The following is a 19,099-nucleotide window of genomic DNA, read 5'->3' on the forward strand; positions in this document are numbered from 1 at the left end:
CGGCGGATCTCCTGGCGATAATCGATCGACTGGCTCGATCAATGCGATTGGAACTACCCATTGGCATGCCCGGCTCCATCCCTATATTTTGATGTTAAGAATTATTCGCATTTCAAGGAGCGGGCCATGCTGCGTGACCTGATGAAGACCCTGAGCTTTGCCACCCTGCATTTCGGTGTCGGCTTCGGTGTCACCTATGCGCTGACCGGCTCGGTCGCCATTGCCACCGGCGTCGCGCTGATCGAGCCCACCGTCAATACCGTGGTGTTCTTCTTCCATGAGCGCGTCTGGGCGCGGTTTCCGGCCAAGGTCGAAATCCATGGCGGCCATGGCTATCGCCACGGCGTGGACCAGCCGCAGCGCCTCGCCCTGATCGATGACGTTCCCGGTCGTATGGGCCACGACCACCTGGGCCTCCTGCGCCGCTTCCTGCAGCAGGCCTGATCTGTTGCAAATCCTTGCCTGAGTGCCCAGCATGCCGCCCGCATCTCCCTTACGGAAGCGGGCGGTTTTGTCATGGGCGACATCATTGCGGCCTTGCGCCTGGAACTGGGTGCGGATCAGGTGCTGACCGGCGCCGAGATCGGCACGAGATACCGGGGCGACATGAGCGGCACGGGCACCACTCTGCCGCTCGCCCTCATTCGCCCGCGCGCGGTCGCCGAGATCGCGACGGCCCTGCGCCTCGCCAACGAGGCCGGCATCGCCATGGTGCCGCAAGGCGGGCTCACCGGTTTGGCCGGCGGCGCCAATCCCGGGGCGGGCGCGATCGCCCTCTCGCTCGAGCGCTGGAGCGGGGTGGAGGAGGTGGATGCCCAGGCCGGCACCATGACCGTGCGCGCCGGCACGCCGCTGGAAACCGCCCAGGAGGCGGCGGCATCGGCGGGTTTCCTCCTGCCGCTCGATCTGGGCAGCCGCGGCTCCGCCCAGGTGGGTGGCAATGTCGCCACCAATGCCGGCGGCAACCGGGTCATCCGCTATGGCATGGCCCGGGCGCTGGTGCTGGGGCTCGAAGTCGTGCTGGCCGATGGCACCGTTCTCACCAACCTCAACAAGATGCTGAAGAACAATGCCGGCTTCGACCTGAAGCAGCTCTTCATCGGCAGCGAGGGAACGCTTGGCATCATCACGCGCATCGTCTTCCGCCTGCGGCCGCTGCCGCGCTCGACCTCGACAGCCTTCTGCGCGGCGCCGGATTATCCCTCCATCCTGGAATTGCTGCGCCGTGCCGAGGGCGAACTTGGCGGGCCCTCGGCCTTCGAGGTGATGTGGCCGGATTTCTATCGCTTCGTGACAGCGCATCCCACCACCAAGTCGCAACCCTTGCCGCCCGATCACGGCCTCTATGTCCTCATTGAGCACCAGGGCAACGATGCCGCTGCCGATCCGGAGCGCTTCGAGACTTTCCTCGGCGGGGCGCTTGAGGACGGGCTCATCGCCGACGCGGTGATCGCCCGGAACGAGAAGGAGGTGCAGGATTTCTGGCGCGTGCGCGAGGGCCTTGCACTCGACACCCTGCCGCATCTGGTCAATTTCGACGTCTCGCTGCCGATGGGCCGGATCGACGATTTCGCCGCCGCCTGCCGCCAGAAGCTGCTGGCGCGCTGGCCGGCGGGGCCCGAGTCACACGCCGCCTTCTTCGGCCATATCGGCGACAGCAATCTCCATATCTGCGTCTCGGTGCCCTATCGTGCGGGCGAAGGCATGCATGACGTCGACGAACTGGTCTATGCGACGGTGCGCGATTTCGAAGGCTCGGTCTCGGCCGAACATGGCATCGGCACGCTGAAGCGGGACTATCTCGGCCATTCCCGCTCACCGGCCGAAATCGCGGTGATGCGGCGGTTGAAAGCGGCCCTCGATCCCAGGGGCATCCTCAACCCGGGCAAGGTGATCTAGGGTTTCTGACGGCGCTGGCCGAACAGGAATGCGTGATTTCACTTGTACCTATCATCTCCCGCGAAGGCGGGGGATCCACGTGTTTGCCTGCAGGCGGAAATGCACAACGGTGATGCCCCGGCCAAGCCGGGGCATGACATAAGGCGTGGAATCCAACTGATGGCTGAGAATTCTATAGCAGCGCCATGCTGAAGCGCGGCAGCAGGCGGCCGGCATGGCCGGTGGGTGCCGCGCCGATGCGCTGCGCTCCCATGGCGGCGTAGAAGCCGGCGGCCTGAGGGTCGGAATCGATTAGCATTTCGCTGGCGCCGAGGCCCCGCGCAATTTCGCAGGCCTTCTTGAACAGGGCGCGGCCCATACCGGTGCCCATATGCTCTGGCGCCACGAACATGAGGGCGAGGTCGGCCCGGGCGGCATCGAGGCGGTCGATCTGGGCTACGCCGCCGGGCTTGCCATCGGCGCCAAGCGCCACCCAGGCGCGGCCCTCGGCGATCGCGTCCGGCGTGACGCGGATCTGCTTGCGCACCGCCTCCATGAAGGCGCGGTCATAGCCCCAATGCGCCTTGGCGCGAAAGCAGATGTCGTCCAGTACGCCGCATTCGTCGAGGCGGGCGGGGCGCAGCACCGCAATCATGACGACATCCCGCGCCGTGCCATGGCGGCTGCCTTCCGGCATTTCCCGATCCGATCTGTTGCCATCGGCCACAATTCCCCGTCCGTCGTCAGGCCGTGCCGCGCGGCCCGCTGGCCGCTACGACAGTTATAATTCCTAGAATAGATAATTAATCCTAGTTCAGTCGCCTTTCTTTGGATGCCGTGTCCTTGGGTCCTATCAACGCGACTCTCAGTCCTGTCTGCTCGCAAAAATTGGACTGCGTTCCTGTTTTTCCTTTCATTTCTTCTCAACAAATCCAAGTCTCTAATGCAAATAGTGAACCTAGGTTGATTGCTTAATTCCCGGCTGCGGCACTGCAGCGGCCGGGCGCGAAATTAACCAACCAGGAGCCACGGATCATGGCGGGAGCAGGCGTACGGCCGACCGGAATTGAATGTCCATATGACGAGAACGAGCTGATCGTCAGCAAGACCGATCTCAAGGGGCGGATAACGTACGCCAATGACGTGTTCCTTCGCCTGGCAAAATATCCGCGATCCGAGGTCATCGGCGCGCCCCATAGCCTGATCCGGCATCCCGACATGCCGCGTTGCGTTTTCAAGCTGCTGTGGGACACCATCCAAACCAGGAAGGAATTGTTCGCCTATATCGTCAACATGGCTCGGGACGGCGATCATTACTGGGTCTTCGCCCATGTAACGCCGACCCTTGATGCCAATCGCAACATCGTCGGCTTCCATTCCAACCGCCGCAAGCCTGACCCGGCACCGCTGGAGAAAATCAAACCGATCTATGCCGAACTGCTGGCCGAAGAAAACCGCCATGACAGCCGCAAGGACGGGATGCTGCGCGGCTACGACATGCTCATGGGCAAACTCCAGGCGAAGGGGCTCGAATATGACGAATTTGTCTTCTCTCTCTAGGGCAACCATCGCTGTCGTCGGCCTTGTCGTCACGGTCGTGCTGGCATCGGCGCTGCATCTCGTGCTGGATGCGCAGTTCGGCAACTGGATCACGATCGCCGAGTTTGCGCTCGTCATCGCGCTGGCCGGGCTGGCCCTCTGGTGGATGCGCCGGGGCCAGGCCGGCGTGCGCGATGCGGCGCGCGTCTGCGAGAGCGCCTTCGCCGGCAATCTGGAGGCGCGCATCCTCGCGCCACGCGATGGCGGCGAGATCGGTACCTTGCAGGCAAGTACCGACAACATGCTCGATATCGTCGACGCCTTCGTGCGTGAATCGGCGGCTTCCATGGAATATGCAAGCCAGGGCAAGACCTTCCGCAAGGTGCTGACCCGAGGCCTGCCGGGTGCGTTCAGGAACGGCGCCGAGACGATCAATGCCGGCACCGAATCCCTGGACCAGCGGGTAAAGGACCTGGCGAAATTCGCGCAGAGCTTTGGTGCCAAGATGGACGAGGTGGTGCGCAGCCTCAGCAGGGCCGCCAACGAGCTGGGGGCTGACGCCCAGACCCTGTCGAGTGCCGCCGAGGAAACCAGCCAGCAATCGACGGCGGTCGCCGCAGCGTCGGAGCAGGCATCGGTCAATGTGCAGACCGTGGCAAGTGCCGCCGAGGAACTGTCCTCTTCGATCTCGGAGATCAGCCGCCAGGTGACACAATCGATGGCGATCACGAACCAGGGCGTCGAGGAAGCCAAGAGGACGAATCAGCAGATCCAGATGCTGTCCGATGCCGCGCAGCGGATCGGCGACGTGGTCAAGCTGATCAACGACATCGCCAACCAGACCAACCTGCTGGCCCTCAATGCCACCATCGAGGCGGCGCGCGCCGGCGAGGCCGGAAAGGGCTTCGCCGTGGTGGCGTCCGAGGTGAAGAACCTCGCCACGCAGACTGCCAAGGCGACCGAGGAGATCAGTTCGAACATCACCGAGATGCAGCGCGCGACCGACGAATCTGTTCAGGCCGTTCACCATATCGGCCAGACCATCAGCCAGATGAGCGAGATCTCGACCGGTATCGCCTCGGCCATGGAGGAACAGGGGGCGGCGACGCAGGAGATTGCCCGCAATGTCCAGCAGGCCTCGGCCGGCACCGCCGAGGTATCATCCAACATCGTCGGCATCACCGAGGCGGCGCTCGATACCGGCAAATCGGCAACGCGCGTCAAGGATGCGTCCGGCCAGATCAATATCCAGGTCGGGGTATTGCAGACCGAAGTGCAATCCTTCCTGAAGGCCATCAACGGATAGCCGGTGCGCCGCTGTCGACCGGGCGCGCGTTACACCATCTCCAGCGGACGCGATTCTCGGGGTGGCGGGAAGATGGCATCGATCTCGGCAAGATCCTGTTGGGTCAGGTTGAGATCGGCTGCCGCCGCATTCTCCCTGAGGCGGGCCGGGTTGCGGCTCTTCGGCACGGCGAAGACATGGGGCGTGCGGATCACCCAGGCCAGCATCACCTGGGCGACGGTTGCGTTGTGGCGCCGAGCGATGGGGACGAGGGCGTTCATCGCGGCCAAATCGCCCTGCGCTAGCGGACAATAGGACATGACGGGAATCTTGCGCGTGACCTGCAGCGGCAGGAGGTCGAACTCGATGCCGCGCGCCGTTACGTTGTAGAGGACCTGGTTGGTCTGGGTCGCCTCGGCGCCGGCCAGGGCCAGCCATTCCGCCATATCGCCAGGATCGAAATTGCTGACGCCGAAGCTGCCGATCTTTCCCTGGCGCTGCAGATCCAGGAAGGCGGCCAGCGTCTCGGCCAGGGGATGGCTGCCCCGCCAATGCAGCAGATAGAGATCGATCCGCTCGGTCTTGAGGCGCTTCAGGCTCTGCTCGCAGGCGCGGATGGTGCCGGTGCGGCTAGCGTTCTGTGGCAGCACCTTGCTGACCAGATAGACCTCGTCGCGGCGCCCGGCGATGGCGTCGCCGGTGACCGCCTCGGCTCCGCCATCGCCATACATTTCCGCCGTGTCGATAAGGGTGAGGCCCAGATCGAGCCCGGCCCGGAGGGCCGCCACCTCCGCCGCCCGTTCGCCCGCCCGCTCGCCCATCCGCCAGGTCCCCTGGCCGATCACGGGAATATTGCTGCCATCGGGCAGGACCAATCGTCGCATCGCGAAAACCCCTTTGTTTGAAGGCTTGCCGACAGTCTAGCGCCGGCCTTGCCGGCCCGCTATCATCCAGCCCATGGCAAACTTCATTCTCATCCTCCTCATCATCTTCATGGTGCTGGCCCTGGGCTCGCTCCTGGTCGGCGTCTTTGCCATGGGCAAGGGCGGCGATTTCAACAGGAAGAACAGCAACAAGCTGATGCGCTACCGCGTCCTGTTCCAGGGCTTGGCGGTTGCCTGTTTCGTGCTCTATCTGCTGGCGCGCTGACCGGTTCTCATGGTCCAGCTTACCCGCATCTACACCAAGGGCGGCGACAAGGGCTCGACCTCCTTGGGCTCCGGCAAGCGCGTGAAGAAGCACGATCTGCGCGTCGCTGCCTATGGCACGGTGGACGAGGCCAATGCCGCGATCGGCGTCGCCCGGCTGCATGTCCCGGGTGTTGATCCCACTGGCGACATCGACGCCATGCTGAACCGGATCCAGAACGACCTCTTCGACCTCGGCGCCGACCTGTGCCAGCCCGAGGATCCCAAGGACTATCCGCCGCTGCGCGTGGCGGAGGCCCAGGTCGAGCGCCTGGAGCGGGAGATCGACCGGCTCAACGCCGAATTGCAGCCCTTGAAAAGTTTTGTGCTGTCGGGCGGGACGCCGGCGGCCGCCCATCTCCATCTCGCCCGCACCGTCACCCGCCGGGCCGAGCGAGACATCACGCAGTTGATGGAGCAGGAGCCGGTCAACCCGGCGGCCCTGCGCTATATCAACCGCCTCTCCGACCTCCTCTTCGTCATGGCCCGATTCGTCAATGACAAGGGTGCGGCGGACGTGCTGTGGGTGCCGGGGAAGAATCGCTGAAGCCGGTGCCGGCCGGGCCGGGGCGCCTGCCCAGCCGAGAAACACCCGCTGCCCATTCCGGCGGCAATGCAGCGCGCCTGCGTTCGACAGCGCGCCCAGCTCCCGCGAAGTCATTGAAATTGCGCGCTTAAGCGCATGTCTGCCGTTCCTGGGCCAGAACCCTCCCGGCGTTGACACAAAGATGCCATGCCCCTATTTTGCGCATGCGAAATTGCTGCCGCGATAGCGGGGTGTCGCGCCAGGCGCCACCTGTACCTCCGACCGGAACCCGTTCCGACTGCGAGGACAGAATCAGCCAATCTGGCAACGGCCGTTGTAACCTTATGTCTCATCCGGGTTTATCAAGATGAAAGTGCTCGTCGCTGTTAAGCGGGTGATCGATGCCAACGTGAAGGTGCGCGTGAAAGCGGACGGCACGGGCGTCGAGACCCAGAACGTGAAGATGTCCATGAACCCCTTCTGCGAGATCGCGACCGAGGAAGCGGTGCGGTTGAAGGAAGCGGGCAAGGCGACCGAGATCGTCGCGGTATCGCTCGGCAATGCGCAATGCGCCGAGACCATCCGCACGGCACTCGCCATGGGTGCCGATCGCGGCATCCACGTGCAGACCGATGTCGAGTTGCAGCCGCTCGCCGTCGCCAAGCTGCTGAAGGCGGTGGTCGACAAGGAGCAGCCGGGCCTCGTCATCCTGGGCAAGCAGGCGATCGACGACGACGCCAACCAGACCGGCCAGATGCTCTCGGCCCTGCTCGGCTGGCCGCAGGCGACCTATGCGTCGAAGCTGGTCATCAACGACAACGGCACGGCGAACGTGACCCGCGAAGTCGATGGCGGCCTCGAGACGGTCGAGGTGAAGACGCCCTTCGTCATGACCACGGATCTCCGCCTCAACGAGCCGCGCTATGCCAGCCTTCCCAACATCATGAAGGCGAAGAAGAAGCCCATCGACGCGCTGACCCCCGAGCAGCTGGGTGTCGACCCGGCGCCGCGGCTGAAGACCCTCAAGGTAACCGAGCCGCCCAAGCGCCAGGCCGGCATCAAGGTGGGCTCCGTCGCCGAACTGGTCGACAAGCTGAAGAACGAAGCCAAAGTGATCTGATCCCGGGGAAACCGAAAAATGAGCATTCTCGTCCTTGCCGAGCATGACAACGCGTCGCTGAAAGCGGCGACATTGCATGCCGTCACCGCCGCCCAGAAGATCGGCGGCGAGATCCACATCCTCGTTGCCGGTTCCGGTGCCCAGGGCGCCGCCGACGCCGCCGCCAAGGTGGCGGGTGTCGCCAAGGTGCTGCTGGCCGACGACGCGGCCTATGCCCATGCGCTGGCCGAGAACGTGGCCAAGCTGATCGTCGGCCTCGCCGGCAGTTACAGCCATATCCTCAGTGCCGCGACCGTCAACGGCAAGAACATCCTGCCGCGTGCCGCAGCCCTCCTCGACGTGCAGCAGATCTCCGAGATCTCGGCGGTCGACAGTCCGGATACCTTCACCCGCCCGACCTATGCCGGCAACGCGCTGACCACGGTGCAGTCTTCGGACAAGATCAAGGTGATCACCGTCCGCGCGACCGCCTTCGACGCCGCTGCCGCCGAGGGCGGTTCGGCGGCCGTCGACAAGGTGGCGGGTGCCGGCGATGCCGGCCTCTCCAAGTTCCTGGGCCAGGAAGTGCAGAAGACCGAGCGCCCCGAGCTGACCTCGGCCCGGATCGTCGTTTCCGGCGGCCGCGGCATGCAATCGGGCGAGAATTTCAAGATGCTCGAGGAAGTGGCCGACAAGCTGGGTGCCGCGGTGGGCGCGTCGCGCGCCGCCGTCGACGCCGGTTTCGTGCCGAACGACTATCAGGTCGGGCAGACCGGCAAGATCGTGGCGCCCGAGCTTTATGTCGCGGTCGGCATTTCCGGCGCCATCCAGCACCTGGCCGGCATGAAGGACAGCAAGGTCATCGTCGCCATCAACAAGGACGAGGACGCGCCGATCTTCCAGGTGGCCGATTACGGCCTCGTCGCCGATTTGTTCCAGGCGGTGCCGGAGCTCAACAAGGAACTCGGCAAGTAAGTCCGAACAACCGGGGCGGCGATCGACAGGATTGCCGCCCCGCTTGCCAAACAGCAAAGAGGTTACATCGTGGCGATCGAAAAGGTGGGCATCATCGGTGCGGGGCAGATGGGCAACGGCATCGCCCATGTGAGCGCGCTCGCCAAGCTCGACGTCAGGATGGTGGATACCAATCCGGCGCAGCTCAACAAGGCGCTGGAGACGATTCGCAACAACATGAACCGCCAGGTGAAGCGCGGCCTCATCACCCAGGCGGACGAGGATGCGGCGGTCGCCCGCATCGCCGTTTCGCAGAACGTGGCCGACATCAGGGACTGCGACATCGTCATCGAGGCGGCGACCGAGAAGGAAGAGGTCAAGAAGGAGATTATGCGCGCGGTCAGCGCCGTGCTGAAGCCGGAGGCGCTGATCGCCTCCAACACCTCCTCGATCTCCATCACGCGCTTGGCCGCCGCCACCGACCGGCCGCAGAAATTCATCGGCATGCACTTCATGAATCCGGTGCCGCTGATGAAGCTGGTCGAGCTTATCCGCGGCCTCGCCACCGATGACGATACCTTCAACCAGGTGCGCGATCTGGCCGAGAAGCTCGGCAAGACCACCGCGACCTCGGAGGATTTCCCGGCCTTCATCGTCAACCGCATCCTGCTGCCCATGATCAACGAGGCGGTCTATACGCTCTATGAGGGTGTCGGCAATGTGGAAGCCATCGACACGGCGATGCGCCTCGGCGCCAACCACCCGATGGGACCGCTGGAACTGGCCGATTTCATCGGCCTCGATGTCTGCCTCGCCGTCATGCAGGTGCTCTACGAAGGCCTCGCCGACACCAAATACCGCCCCTGTCCGCTGCTGGTGAAGTATGTGGAGGCCGGCTGGTACGGCAAGAAGGCGGGCCGCGGCTTCTACGATTACAGCGGCGAGACGCCGATCCCGACGCGTTAGGCGGAAAAACGCTGGATAAGGAAAGGCGCCCAACGGGCGCCTTTTTTGTTTCACCCGGAAGGTTCCGTCGCCAGGTACCTTCGCAGCCTCGCCTTCACATGCTCGCCGTTCCAGTCAGTCGGGCCGATGAAGCTCTCGACCACGCGCCCGTCGCGGTCGAGGATGAAAGTGGTGGGAAGGACCGAGCCCTTCAGTTCCTGGAACAGCGCGCTGCGCTGGTCGGTATAGAGGGCGAGGTTCTTCACCCCAAGGCGGCGGAAGAAGGGGGCGGCCTTCTTGATGCCGGTGACGTCGATCGAGACGGCGATGACGCGGACGCCCTCCGCCCCCATCTCGCCCTGGAGCGCGTCCAGGGTCGGCATTTCGGCGATACAGGGGGCGCACCAGCTGGCCCAGAAGTTGAGCACTACAACCTCGCCCCGGAAATCGGCGAGGCCCAGCTTCTTGCCCAACTGGTCCTCGAAGCCCGCTTTGGGCGTTGGCAGGGGCGGATCGATCAGGCTAAATTCCCCGGCGGCCAGCGCCGGGCCGGGAAGGGCCGGGCCGAGCACCAGCAGCAGGGCCAGGAAAGCCCCGAAAAAACCGGATTTCTTCAGGATCATGAGCAGCAAATCGACCTCGAGCCAGCAGGATGCGGCGAACCAGATGTGGGGCGGGCGTTTTGCCGCCGGCCCTGCCGCGATCATGCAGCAGATTAATGCCTCCATCGGCGTCGACAAGCGCCTTTATGCCGAGGACATCCAGGGCTCGCTGGCCCATGCCGCCATGCTGGTCGCCCAGGGCATCATTTCCGAGACCGACGGTGCCGCCATCGCCAAGGGCCTCCACCAGGTGAAGGCCGAGATCGAGGCGGGCAACTTCGAGTTCAAGACGGCGCTCGAGGACATCCACATGAATGTGGAGCAGCGCCTCAAGGATCTGATCGGCGAGCCGGCTGGCCGCCTCCATACCGCGCGCTCGCGCAACGACCAGGTGGCGACCGATTTCAAGCTCTGGGTGCGCCGCGCCTGCGACGAGGTGGCGGGCGAGACGCGGGCCCTCGTCGCGGCCCTGATCGACCGGGCCGAGGCGGAAGCCGCGACCGTGATGCCGGGCTATACCCATCTGCAACCGGCGCAGCCCGTAACCTTCGGCCATCACCTCCTCGCCTATGTCGAGATGCTGGGCCGCGATCTCGGCCGCCTTGGCGACGCCCGCAAACGCCTCAACGAAAGCCCGCTCGGCTCGGCCGCACTCGCCGGCACCACCTTTCCGATCGACCGCCAGATGACGGCGCAGGCGCTCGGCTTCGACCGGCCGGCCGCCAATTCGCTGGACGCCGTCTCGGATCGCGATTTTGCGCTCGAATACCTCGCCGCCCTCTCGATCCTCGCGGTGCATCTCTCGCGCCTCGCCGAGGAGATCGTCATCTGGATGAGCGAGGGCTTCCGCTTCATCAGGCTGTCGGATGCCTTCACCACCGGCTCCTCGATCATGCCGCAGAAGAAGAACCCGGATGCCGCCGAGCTGGTCCGCGCCAAGGCGGGCGAGGTGATCGGGCTGATGGTGCAGCTGCTTATCATCCTGAAGGGTCTGGCGCTGACCTATGGCAAGGACATGCAGGACGACAAGGCGCCGACCTTCGCCGCCACCGATACCGTGCTGCTGTCACTGGCGGCCATGACCGGCATGGTGCGGGATCTGACGCCCAACCGCGAGCGTATGCGCGATGCCTGCGAGCGCGGCTTTCTGACTGCGACCGATCTTGCCGACTGGCTGGTGCGCGCGCTCGGCATGCCGTTCCGCGAGGCGCATCATGTCACGGGTTCGCTGGTGAAGCTGGCAGAGGATCAGGGCAAGGGACTGGCCGATCTCGGCCTCGCCCAGATGCAGGCCATCGAGCCGCGCATCACCGACGCGGTCTATGCCGTGCTGTCGATCGAGAATTCCGTGGCGGCGCGCAAATCCGAGGGTGGCACCGCGCCGGAACGCGTGCGCGAAGCCGCCGCCGCCGCCCGAGTGCGCTTTTTGGGAGACCGCTGACCATGCGCCGATCCATCGCTGCTTCGATCTTGCTGGCTGCGGCCGTATCGCTGGCCTTGTCGGTTGCCGCCTGCGGCCGCAAGGGTGACCCCTATCTGCCGAAGGACCAGCAGAACACCTTCCCGGACCAGTATCCGAAATCGACCCAGCCGCAGGGCGGCATCTTCAGCGGTTCGTGACGGATAGCGGCCAGTTCATGAGTCACTTTCATTATCGGGACGGCGCCTATCACGCCGAAGGGGTCGGGCTGGCGGAGATCGCCGCCGCCATCGGTACGCCCTTTTACTGCTACTCGACCGGCCAGCTGAGCGAAAATTTCGGCCGCTTCCAGGATGCGCTGGGTGGCCTCAACGCCAGGCTCTATTATTCCTGCAAGGCGAATTCCAACCAGGCCGTCATCAAGACGCTGGCGCAGTTGGGTGCCGGCGCCGACGTGGTCTCGGTGGGCGAGATGTACCGGGCGCTGGCCGCCGGCATCGCCGCCCATGACATCGTTTTTGCCGGCGTCGGCAAGACCCGGGACGAGATGTGGGCGGCGCTCGAAGCCGGCATCTACCAGTTCAACGTCGAATCAGTGGGCGAACTCAGGGCCCTCAACGAGGTGGCGTTGGCGCTTGGCAAGCGGGCGCCGGTCGCCCTGCGCATCAATCCCGATGTCGATGCCAAGACCCATGCCAAGATCTCGACCGGCAAGGCGGAGAACAAGTTCGGCATCGACATCGATCACGCCCCGGCGATCTATGCCGAGGCCGCGGCGCTGCCCGGCATCGCGGTCAAGGGGCTGGCCTGCCATATCGGCTCGCAGCTGATCGACATCGCCCCCTTCCGCGCCGCCTTCCAGAAGATGGCAGATCTGGTGAAGGCGCTGCGCGGCAAGGGCCTCGCCGTCGAGCGGGTCGATCTCGGTGGCGGCGTCGGCATCACCTATCGCGACGAGCAGACCATCAGCTTTGTCGACTATACCAATGCGGTGGCCGAGAATTTCGGCAATCTCGGCCTCAAGCTGGAGGCGGAGCCGGGCCGCGCCATCGTCGGCAATGCCGGCATCCTGGTCGCCCGCGTCATCAACGTGAAGGAAGGGGTTAGCCGCAATTTCGTCATCGTCGACGCGGCGATGAACGACCTCATCCGGCCGACGCTTTATGACGCCTATCATCAGATCGTGCCGGTCATCCAGCCCGCCGACGATGCCGCCGTTGCCAAGGTCGACGTCGTCGGGCCGATCTGCGAGACCGGCGATCTCTTTGCCGAGCAGCGGGCCCTGCCGCCGCTGGCGGTTGGCGATCTCGTCGTGTTCCGCGAGGCCGGCGCCTATGGCGCGGTCATGTCGTCGACCTACAACACCCGCCCCCTGGTCCCCGAGGTGCTGGTAAAAGGCGATAAGTTTGAAGTGGTTAGGCCGCGCCAAACTTATGACGCAATCATCGGCCAAGACATTCTGCCAAGCTGGCTGTAGCATCGCATCCGGAGGGTCTCCGGACGGCGCCTGTCCAGCCGGGGGCCCCAATCCATGCGGGAGGTCTGATGGCGGAGATCCCAGGTCGCGGGACACAGGCGGCGGAACAAGGCAGGGTGACCCGGCAGGCGCCGAAACAGGATTTCGCCGCCCCCCTGCCCATGCGCGTCACCCTGATGACCGATCTGGCCTGGGGCCTTTTGCTGCTGGAGCGGATCGCGGCCGCCCTGGCGCCGGCCGTTGTCGTCCTCGCCCTGTTTCTGGCCATGGCCTGGATGGGCCTGCCGCGTGCGCTCCCGGTTCCGCTTCATGTCGGCCTGCTGGTGCTTGCCGCGCTCGGCTTCCTCTATGCGCTCTATCGCGGCTGGCGCGGCTTCCGCTGGCCGCAGCGGCGCGACGCGCTGCGGCGCCTGGAACAGGATAGCGGCCTCGCCCACCGGCCGCTTACCCATATCGACGACCGGCCGGTGGGCGATCTCGGCGATCCCGGCACGGCCGGCCTGTGGCAGCGCCATCGCCAGCGCATCCTCGCCAGTATCGGGCGGCTGGAACTGGCCGGGCCGGATACCGGCCTGGTCCGGCGCGATCCGCTGGCGCTTCGCCATGCCGCTCTGCTCCTGGCCCTGGTCGGCCTCGTGGTCGCCGGTCCGTCCTGGCAGCGGCGGCTTGATCTTGCCCTGGTGCCGAATTTCGCCGGCATCGAGGCGGACGACGCCGTCGCCATCGAGGCCTGGATCACGCCGCCCGAATATACCGGCCTGCCGCCGCTGAGCCTCGCCGCCGAGGGTACGGTGGCGGACGGCCGCGTGCTCGATATTCCGATGGGGTCGCGTCTGCTGATCCAGGCCCAGGGCCTGCCGACCGACGGTCTTACCGGCGTGGCCAGCCTGGTCGCCAACGGCGCGGAGACGCCGTTCGAGGCCCTCGATTCGGTCACCCAGCGGGCCATGATCGATTTGACCGAGGGCGACGAAATCAGGGTCGAATCCGGCTTTTCCACGGTGGCTGTCTGGCCCATCCGCGTGGTGCCGGATCAGGCCCCGCAGCCGGCCTTTACCGGCGATCCTACCGTGACCGATCGCGGCGTGCTGCGCTTCACCTATCAGGCGGCGGATGATTATGGCGTCACCGACCTCTCGGTCGTGGTTGCCCGCGGGGCGGATAATTTCGAACTAAAGCTGCCGCTCGGCCGCTCCAGCGATGTGCCCGGCGGCGGCCGTGTCGCCCGCGGCTCCGGCTATCAGGACCTGACCGCGCATCCCTGGGCGGGGCTCGAGGTCGAGTTGCGGCTGGTGGCGCGCGACGCGCTCGGCCAGATCGGGGCATCGGCGCCGCTCGCGCTGACATTGCCGGAGCGCAAGTTCTTCCACCCGGTGGCGCGCGCCATCGCCGAAGCCCGCAAACGCCTTGCCGACGACTGGCAGCAGAACCACGACGTCGCCCGCGAATTGATGATCCTGAAGGCGCAGCCCGAAACCTATGACGGCAACATCGCCGCCTATCTTGGCATGGACATGGCCGCCCGGCGCCTCGGCCGCGAGCCTTTCGTGTCGGCGGATTTGCCGCCGATCCTGCAGTTGATGTGGGACACGGCCCTCGATATCGAGGATGGCGGCACCTCTATCGCGCTGCAGGAGTTCCGTCGTCTGCAACAGGAACTGATGGAGGCGCTGGAACGCGGCGCGCCGGATGAAGAGATCGAGCGGCTGATGAACCAGCTGCAGGAGGCGATGAATCGCTACATGCAGGACATGCTGCAGCAACTGCGCCGGGCCATGGAGCAAGGCGTGCCGCTGCAGCGCCTCTCGCCCAACGGGCTGCAACTTTCGCAGCGCGACCTCAACCAGATGCTGCAGGATGCGCGGCGCATGGCCCAGTCCGGCGCCAAGGATTCCGCCCGCGAGATGCTGGAACAGCTGCAGCGGATGATGGAGAATCTGCAGGCCGGCGTGCCGATGATGAGCCCCCAGGGGCAACAGGGCCAGCAATTGGCCAACGACCTTGCCCGGCTGATGCAGCGCCAGCAGGAACTGCTGCAGCAGAGCTTCGACGCCCAGCGCGGCCAGCAGCCGGGCCAGCAGGACGGATTGGGCGAGGGCGAGATGGGCCGCATGCCGGGCGAGGGAAGCGGCGGCGGCCAAGGCAGCGGAGCTCTGGGCCAGGAGCAGCTGCGCCGCGAACTGGGCGATCTGATGCGCCAGATGGGTCAGGCATTTGGCGATCTGCCGCAGGGAATGGGCGCTGCCGAACAGGCCATGCGGCGCGCCGTCGACGCGCTCAACCAGCCCAATTTCGGCGATGCGGCCGAGGCGCAGAACGAGGCGCTCAACCAGCTGCAGCAAGGCATGCGCTCGATGCAGCAGATGATGGATCAGCAGATGATGACCCGCCAGGGGCCCGGCCGACGCGACCAGATGGACCCGCTCGGCCGCACCGTCAAATCGCCGGAGGAAGGCGGCACCGGCAATGCCGTCGATACCAGCAGCGACGACCGCATCGAAACCTCCGGCGGTGCGCTCGAGCGGGCGCGGGAAATTTTTGATGAATTGCGTGACCGGCGCAATGACCCCAGCCGGCCCAAGCAGGAACGCGACTATCTCGACCGGCTGCTGAAGCAGTTCTGACGCGGTTTGTGAAACGATCCCTCGCGCCTGACCGTTGCGCCTCCTAGAGGGGCGAACCCGCGGAACCGGCCGTCAGGCGACCGTGCTGGAACTGCCCAGGGCGGAATCGACCGCGCTGCAGATCTGTTTCAGGCTGAACGGCTTGGTGATGATGTCGAGCGGCGCCTTGCCGCCGTTCTGGGTGACCCGGTCCCGCGCGGCGGCGAAGCCGGTCATCATCAGAATGGTCATCCTGGGATTGATGCGGCCAGCGGTCTCAGCCAGCGCCAACCCGTCCAGGCCCGGCATGACGATGTCGGTCAGCATCAGGTCGAAGGTCTGCCCCTCGAGCGCGCGGATCGCCGCCTCGCCGTCGCTGACCGCGACAACATGGTGGCCGCGATGCGTCAGCGCCCGGGTCACGAATGCGCGAACCGCCTCGTCGTCTTCCGCCAGAAGGATTGCCGCCACGTTCGCCTCAGCTCCGCCGAATTCGACATTGCGCGCATACGCCACGGACGACATTTCCATTCCGATCCCTTGCTGCCTCGTTCGGACGCATCTGAGCCTTGTACCTCGGTCCGGTGGCCAAACGCGATACCGGACAAATCGGTGCCGCAATCGCCAGCCATTCAACGATGGCCCCGGAAGTCAGTTCCTCCGCTTGAAGGCGGCGGCCGTGCGACCCGGCGGCCTGAGGTGATTCGCCGCCAACGTCCCGACCCAGACTAGGTCCCAAGGGTTAACAATTGGTTGGGCGATCACGCACCATAAGGCGTATTTTTGCCGTACAAAATGGCCAATTTGCGGCAGGAATTTGGTCTAGCCTGGATTTTGGCGACCCGGCTGGTGCCGGGGCTATTGCAGAAAGGTCACCTTCAGGCTTCTGGTACCTTTGGGCAGGTTCTCGAAAAAGGTCCTGAATGTAACGGTTTCACCCGGTTCGATGATCTCCTGCTCGAGCCGGAAAGCGTGCGAGGGCTCCAGCAGGACCTCGTTGCCGGCCTCGTCACGGCGGAGCGGAATGGCGACCAGATGCGGCAACTTCACCGGAAATTGCGACGGATTGAAAATGTCGCCCTGGATCGATATGGCGCTGCGCCCGTCGCTGTTGCGCCGGTCGAAGACCAGATTGCCGATTTCGAGATCCTGCGCCGGGTTGCTGGTCGAAATGCCCATCAGGCCATAGGCCATCTCGAAGGCCGGCACGGCGCGCGCGATCTCGCTGCGGAAGTAATAGGCGGCCGCGGCCAGGCCGATCAGCAGGCCGAGCAGCAGCAGCAGGACGGGGCCGAGGATGCTGCGGCGCTTCGGCATGACCGGCCGCAATTTGGGCGGCACCGTGATGGGGCCGGTCGGCCGCTGGGGCGAGCGCGGCCGTGGCGGGGCTGCGGGAATTTCGACGGCCGGCGGCTCGGCGGCGGCGTCCTGGGCGGCGGTGATGTCGGTTGCCTCGGCTTGGGGCGGGGCGGCTACCGGTTCTGCCGGGGCGCCCGCCGGTTCGGGCGCGATGGGCGTCCCTTCCGGGGCTTCTATCTTGGGCGGCAGCTGGCGCCATTTGTGGCTGCATTTGGCGCAGCGCACATTGCGACCCGCTTCGCCCAGAAGCGCTGCGTCAAGCGAGAACCGGGTGGCACAGGCTGGGCAGGAAACAATCACTGATTCGTCCACGAAATCGCTTTGCCACAATCCTTATAGGTCTACCGCCAGCGACGTACAAGACAGCGGATCAAGGCCGTAGATCGTGCCAGGAAAGGGGCGCCGATCCTTTACGAAGGCAAAGCGGCTATGCGATGGTAGCGGCCACTTTCCGCCCTTGGTCAGGAACGTGTCGGCCAGGAATGGATTGGCCAGGATCGGATTGGGATGATCCCGACCGGCAATGGCGGGATAGCAGCGTGGGTTGGCTCGTGGTTCTATTCGATCAGGTTTCGGTGCAGTATGGCGCCGGGCCGCAAATCTTGCGCGATATCTCCTTTACCCTGGCGCCCGGCTCGTTCCATTTCCTGGTCGGGCGCAGTGGCGCCGGCAAATCCTCGCTGCTCAAACTGATGTATCTGGGCTTGCGGCCAAGTTCCGGTACCGTCAGCCTGTTCGGGCGCGACGTCGCCAGCCTGTCGCGCCGCGATTTTCCGGCGATTCGCCGCCGTGTCGGCGTCGTGTTCCAGGATTTCCGCCTCATTCCGCATCTCTCCGCCCTCGACAATGTGGCGTTGCCGCTGCGCGTCGCCGGCGTGCGCGAGGCCGATATCCGGCGCCATTGCGGCGAGCTGCTGAGCTGGGTCGGTCTTGCCGATCATCTCGGCGCCTTGCCCGAAACCCTGTCCGGCGGCCAGCAGCAGCGCGTCGCCATCGCGCGGGCGGTGATCGCGCGGCCCAATCTGCTGCTGGCGGACGAACCTACCGGCAATGTCGACGACGTGATCGGCCTCCGGCTCATGTACCTGTTCGAGGAGCTTAACAAGCTCGGCACCACCGTGGTGGTGGCGACCCACAATGATTCGCTGGTCAGCCGCTTCACCCACCGCCAGCTGCGGCTTGAGCAGAATTCGCTCAGGGTGTTCGACCCGGCCCAGCCGGGCCGCAGCCGGCCCGCCGCAGCGGCATCGCCGTCGAGTCCGGGGCCGGCCTGATGCTGGGTCTGCGCTCCGACCTGCCGCTCGACCGCGACGCGGCTGCCCGCTTCCTGCCCTGGATCCTCGGATTCATGGTCTATCTCGCGGCGCTGGCCATTGGCGCGGCAATGGTGGTCGACCGCCTCGCTGATCGCTGGCAGGCAGGGCTGACCGGCAATCTGACCATCGAGGTGCCGTTCGATCCGGATCTCGGCGTCACCGAGAAGAGCATCGTCATCGACCGCATCGTCGATGTGCTGAGCGCCACACCCGGCATTGCCGGTACCACCTTGCTGGACGACCGCGAGATCGCGCGCCTGCTGGAGCCGTGGCTCGGCGTCTCGGCGACCGAACTGGACATTCCCTTGCCGGCACTCATTGCCGTCACCCTCAGGCCGGGTGTCGTAATCGACCGGGCGTCGCTGCAGGCCGGGCTGGCGGCAATCCATCCCGGCACCACGATTGACGACCACGGCGCCTGGATCGACGACGCACTGGCTTTCCTGCGCGGGCTCAACCTGCTGGCCGCGCTGCTGACGGGTCTGGTACTGGCGGCAACGACGCTCACCATCGTCTTCGTGACGCGTACCGGCCTCTCGATTCATCGCGGCGTGATCGAGATTGTGCATCTGATCGGCGCCACGGACAGCTATGTGGCACAGCAATTCCAGGCCCAGGCCCTGCGCCATGGCCTGGTCGGCGGTGCCTTCGGTACGCTGCTGGCGGCAGCGACCTTGCTCGGCATCGACCAGTTGCTGAAACAATCGGCCGCCCTCGCCGGTGCCCTGCCGGCGGCGCAACTCGACGGCCTCGACCTGGCGCCGGGAATGGGGCTCGATCTGCGGCTGCTGCCCTGGCAATGGGCGGTCCTCGCCCTGCTTCCCGTTGCCACTGCCTTCATCGCCATGCTGACCGCCAGATGGACCGTGCTGCGCTCGCTGGCGCGGCTGGTCTGAACCTGCTAGGAAG

At 65.4% G+C, this 19,099-nt stretch carries 20 protein-coding genes; 15 read left to right on the forward strand and 5 right to left on the reverse strand.

The window, feature by feature from the left end; translation table 11 throughout:
• Positions 1-126 precede the first annotated feature (126 nt).
• Both A8950_RS02170 and A8950_RS02175 read left to right on the forward strand, forming a co-directional pair.
• Positions 127-444 carry a DUF2061 domain-containing protein gene (locus A8950_RS02170; protein ID WP_243735502.1) on the forward strand — a complete coding sequence of 106 codons (318 nt, stop codon included), beginning with the start codon at positions 127-129 and terminating at the stop codon, positions 442-444.
• Between the two features lie 72 nt (positions 445-516).
• Positions 517-1,899, forward strand: coding sequence for an FAD-binding oxidoreductase (locus A8950_RS02175; RefSeq protein ID WP_133611972.1), 1,383 nt, complete (start codon positions 517-519; stop codon positions 1,897-1,899).
• Positions 1,900-2,071: 172 nt separating this feature from the next.
• Here A8950_RS02175 and A8950_RS02180 read toward each other — a convergent pair whose 3' ends face one another.
• Complete coding sequence (locus tag A8950_RS02180) at positions 2,072-2,575, reverse strand: GNAT family N-acetyltransferase (protein WP_133611974.1); 504 nt, start codon at positions 2,573-2,575, stop codon at positions 2,072-2,074.
• A 338-nt stretch (positions 2,576-2,913) separates the two neighbouring features.
• Here A8950_RS02180 and A8950_RS02185 point away from each other — a divergent pair, with 338 nt between their 5' ends.
• Both A8950_RS02185 and A8950_RS02190 read left to right on the forward strand, forming a co-directional pair.
• Positions 2,914-3,438, forward strand: a complete 525-nt coding sequence (locus A8950_RS02185) for a PAS domain-containing protein (protein WP_133611976.1) — start codon at positions 2,914-2,916, stop codon at positions 3,436-3,438.
• Complete coding sequence (locus A8950_RS02190) at positions 3,413-4,723, forward strand: methyl-accepting chemotaxis protein (protein WP_133611978.1); 1,311 nt, start codon at positions 3,413-3,415, stop codon at positions 4,721-4,723. Before A8950_RS02185 ends, A8950_RS02190 begins: the two co-directional genes overlap by 26 nt.
• 29 nt (positions 4,724-4,752) lie before the next feature.
• On the opposite strand, the gene A8950_RS02195 is transcribed toward A8950_RS02190, so the two are convergent.
• Positions 4,753-5,586 carry an aldo/keto reductase gene (locus tag A8950_RS02195; protein ID WP_133611980.1) on the reverse strand — a complete coding sequence of 278 codons (834 nt, stop codon included), beginning with the start codon at positions 5,584-5,586 and terminating at the stop codon, positions 4,753-4,755.
• A 73-nt stretch (positions 5,587-5,659) separates the two neighbouring features.
• Between A8950_RS02195 and A8950_RS02200 the strand changes: the two genes are divergently transcribed.
• The 5 genes from A8950_RS02200 (at position 5,660) to A8950_RS02220 (ending at position 9,434) form a co-directional block, all read left to right on the forward strand.
• Entirely contained in the window at positions 5,660-5,851 is a 192-nt protein-coding gene (locus tag A8950_RS02200; protein WP_133611982.1) for a twin transmembrane helix small protein, read from the forward strand.
• Between the two features lie 9 nt (positions 5,852-5,860).
• Complete coding sequence (locus tag A8950_RS02205) at positions 5,861-6,436, forward strand: cob(I)yrinic acid a,c-diamide adenosyltransferase (RefSeq protein ID WP_133611984.1); 576 nt, start codon at positions 5,861-5,863, stop codon at positions 6,434-6,436.
• Between the two features lie 346 nt (positions 6,437-6,782).
• Positions 6,783-7,535, forward strand: coding sequence for an electron transfer flavoprotein subunit beta/FixA family protein (locus A8950_RS02210; protein WP_133611986.1), 753 nt, complete (start codon positions 6,783-6,785; stop codon positions 7,533-7,535).
• Between the two features lie 18 nt (positions 7,536-7,553).
• Positions 7,554-8,489 carry an FAD-binding protein gene (locus A8950_RS02215; RefSeq protein WP_133611987.1) on the forward strand — a complete coding sequence of 312 codons (936 nt, stop codon included), beginning with the start codon at positions 7,554-7,556 and terminating at the stop codon, positions 8,487-8,489.
• A 66-nt stretch (positions 8,490-8,555) separates the two neighbouring features.
• A complete protein-coding gene (locus A8950_RS02220) occupies positions 8,556-9,434 on the forward strand; it encodes a 3-hydroxybutyryl-CoA dehydrogenase (protein WP_133611988.1) in 879 nt (292 codons plus the stop codon).
• 50 nt (positions 9,435-9,484) lie between these two features.
• On the opposite strand, the gene A8950_RS02225 is transcribed toward A8950_RS02220, so the two are convergent.
• A complete protein-coding gene (locus tag A8950_RS02225) occupies positions 9,485-10,036 on the reverse strand; it encodes a TlpA family protein disulfide reductase (protein ID WP_166644955.1) in 552 nt (183 codons plus the stop codon).
• Between A8950_RS02225 and argH the strand changes: the two genes are divergently transcribed.
• The 4 genes from argH to A8950_RS02245 all read left to right on the forward strand — a co-directional run bounded on the left by argH (position 10,035) and on the right by A8950_RS02245 (position 15,536).
• Positions 10,035-11,456 (forward strand): argininosuccinate lyase, encoded by a 1,422-nt coding sequence (argH, locus tag A8950_RS02230; RefSeq protein WP_133611990.1) that lies wholly within the window; start codon positions 10,035-10,037, stop codon positions 11,454-11,456. The two genes, A8950_RS02225 and argH, sit on opposite strands and share 2 nt — an antisense overlap.
• Before the next feature lie 2 nt (positions 11,457-11,458).
• Positions 11,459-11,635, forward strand: coding sequence for an LPS translocon maturation chaperone LptM (gene lptM / locus A8950_RS02235; protein WP_133611991.1), 177 nt, complete (start codon positions 11,459-11,461; stop codon positions 11,633-11,635).
• A 17-nt stretch (positions 11,636-11,652) separates the two neighbouring features.
• Positions 11,653-12,912 (forward strand): diaminopimelate decarboxylase, encoded by a 1,260-nt coding sequence (gene lysA, locus A8950_RS02240; RefSeq protein ID WP_133611992.1) that lies wholly within the window; start codon positions 11,653-11,655, stop codon positions 12,910-12,912.
• A gap of 68 nt (positions 12,913-12,980) precedes the next feature.
• Positions 12,981-15,536 carry a TIGR02302 family protein gene (locus A8950_RS02245; RefSeq protein ID WP_133611993.1) on the forward strand — a complete coding sequence of 852 codons (2,556 nt, stop codon included), beginning with the start codon at positions 12,981-12,983 and terminating at the stop codon, positions 15,534-15,536.
• Between the two features lie 72 nt (positions 15,537-15,608).
• Here A8950_RS02245 and A8950_RS02250 read toward each other — a convergent pair whose 3' ends face one another.
• The gene (locus tag A8950_RS02250) at positions 15,609-16,040 is read right to left on the reverse strand and encodes a response regulator (RefSeq protein WP_208109713.1); all 432 of its coding nucleotides are present in this window, start codon (positions 16,038-16,040) and stop codon (positions 15,609-15,611) included.
• A 333-nt stretch (positions 16,041-16,373) separates the two neighbouring features.
• The gene (locus A8950_RS02255) at positions 16,374-17,186 is read right to left on the reverse strand and encodes a zinc-ribbon domain-containing protein (protein WP_166644956.1); all 813 of its coding nucleotides are present in this window, start codon (positions 17,184-17,186) and stop codon (positions 16,374-16,376) included.
• Positions 17,187-17,425: 239 nt separating this feature from the next.
• Between A8950_RS02255 and ftsE the strand changes: the two genes are divergently transcribed.
• Together ftsE and A8950_RS02265 are read left to right on the forward strand one after the other, a co-directional pair.
• A complete protein-coding gene (ftsE, locus tag A8950_RS02260; protein ID WP_407644224.1) occupies positions 17,426-18,148 on the forward strand; it encodes a cell division ATP-binding protein FtsE in 723 nt (240 codons plus the stop codon).
• Positions 18,148-19,086, forward strand: a complete 939-nt coding sequence (locus tag A8950_RS02265; protein WP_133611996.1) for a cell division protein FtsX — start codon at positions 18,148-18,150, stop codon at positions 19,084-19,086. The genes ftsE and A8950_RS02265 overlap by 1 nt, the downstream gene beginning before the upstream one ends.
• Positions 19,087-19,099: the final 13 nt, after the last annotated feature.

The sequence above is a fragment of the Dongia mobilis genome (genome assembly GCF_004363235.1).
Taxonomy (GTDB): domain Bacteria; phylum Pseudomonadota; class Alphaproteobacteria; order Dongiales; family Dongiaceae; genus Dongia; species Dongia mobilis.

What these genes read in the sequence shown, in the direction of transcription:
- A8950_RS02170 (WP_243735502.1), top strand. Translation starts at nt 127, where the DNA reads ATGCTGCGTGACCTGATGAAGACCCTGAGCTTTGCCACCCTGCATTTC.
- A8950_RS02175 (WP_133611972.1), top strand. Translation starts at nt 517, where the DNA reads ATGGGCGACATCATTGCGGCCTTGCGCCTGGAACTGGGTGCGGATCAG.
- A8950_RS02180 (WP_133611974.1), bottom strand. Translation starts at nt 2,575, where the DNA reads ATGCCGGAAGGCAGCCGCCATGGCACGGCGCGGGATGTCGTCATGATT.
- A8950_RS02185 (WP_133611976.1), top strand. Translation starts at nt 2,914, where the DNA reads ATGGCGGGAGCAGGCGTACGGCCGACCGGAATTGAATGTCCATATGAC.
- A8950_RS02190 (WP_133611978.1), top strand. Translation starts at nt 3,413, where the DNA reads ATGACGAATTTGTCTTCTCTCTCTAGGGCAACCATCGCTGTCGTCGGC.
- A8950_RS02195 (WP_133611980.1), bottom strand. Translation starts at nt 5,586, where the DNA reads ATGCGACGATTGGTCCTGCCCGATGGCAGCAATATTCCCGTGATCGGC.
- A8950_RS02200 (WP_133611982.1), top strand. Translation starts at nt 5,660, where the DNA reads ATGGCAAACTTCATTCTCATCCTCCTCATCATCTTCATGGTGCTGGCC.
- A8950_RS02205 (WP_133611984.1), top strand. Translation starts at nt 5,861, where the DNA reads ATGGTCCAGCTTACCCGCATCTACACCAAGGGCGGCGACAAGGGCTCG.
- A8950_RS02210 (WP_133611986.1), top strand. Translation starts at nt 6,783, where the DNA reads ATGAAAGTGCTCGTCGCTGTTAAGCGGGTGATCGATGCCAACGTGAAG.
- A8950_RS02215 (WP_133611987.1), top strand. Translation starts at nt 7,554, where the DNA reads ATGAGCATTCTCGTCCTTGCCGAGCATGACAACGCGTCGCTGAAAGCG.
- argH (WP_133611990.1), top strand. Translation starts at nt 10,035, where the DNA reads ATGAGCAGCAAATCGACCTCGAGCCAGCAGGATGCGGCGAACCAGATG.
- A8950_RS02225 (WP_166644955.1), bottom strand. Translation starts at nt 10,036, where the DNA reads ATGATCCTGAAGAAATCCGGTTTTTTCGGGGCTTTCCTGGCCCTGCTG.
- lptM (WP_133611991.1), top strand. Translation starts at nt 11,459, where the DNA reads ATGCGCCGATCCATCGCTGCTTCGATCTTGCTGGCTGCGGCCGTATCG.
- lysA (WP_133611992.1), top strand. Translation starts at nt 11,653, where the DNA reads ATGAGTCACTTTCATTATCGGGACGGCGCCTATCACGCCGAAGGGGTC.
- A8950_RS02245 (WP_133611993.1), top strand. Translation starts at nt 12,981, where the DNA reads ATGGCGGAGATCCCAGGTCGCGGGACACAGGCGGCGGAACAAGGCAGG.
- A8950_RS02250 (WP_208109713.1), bottom strand. Translation starts at nt 16,040, where the DNA reads ATGTCGTCCGTGGCGTATGCGCGCAATGTCGAATTCGGCGGAGCTGAG.
- A8950_RS02265 (WP_133611996.1), top strand. Translation starts at nt 18,148, where the DNA reads ATGCTGGGTCTGCGCTCCGACCTGCCGCTCGACCGCGACGCGGCTGCC.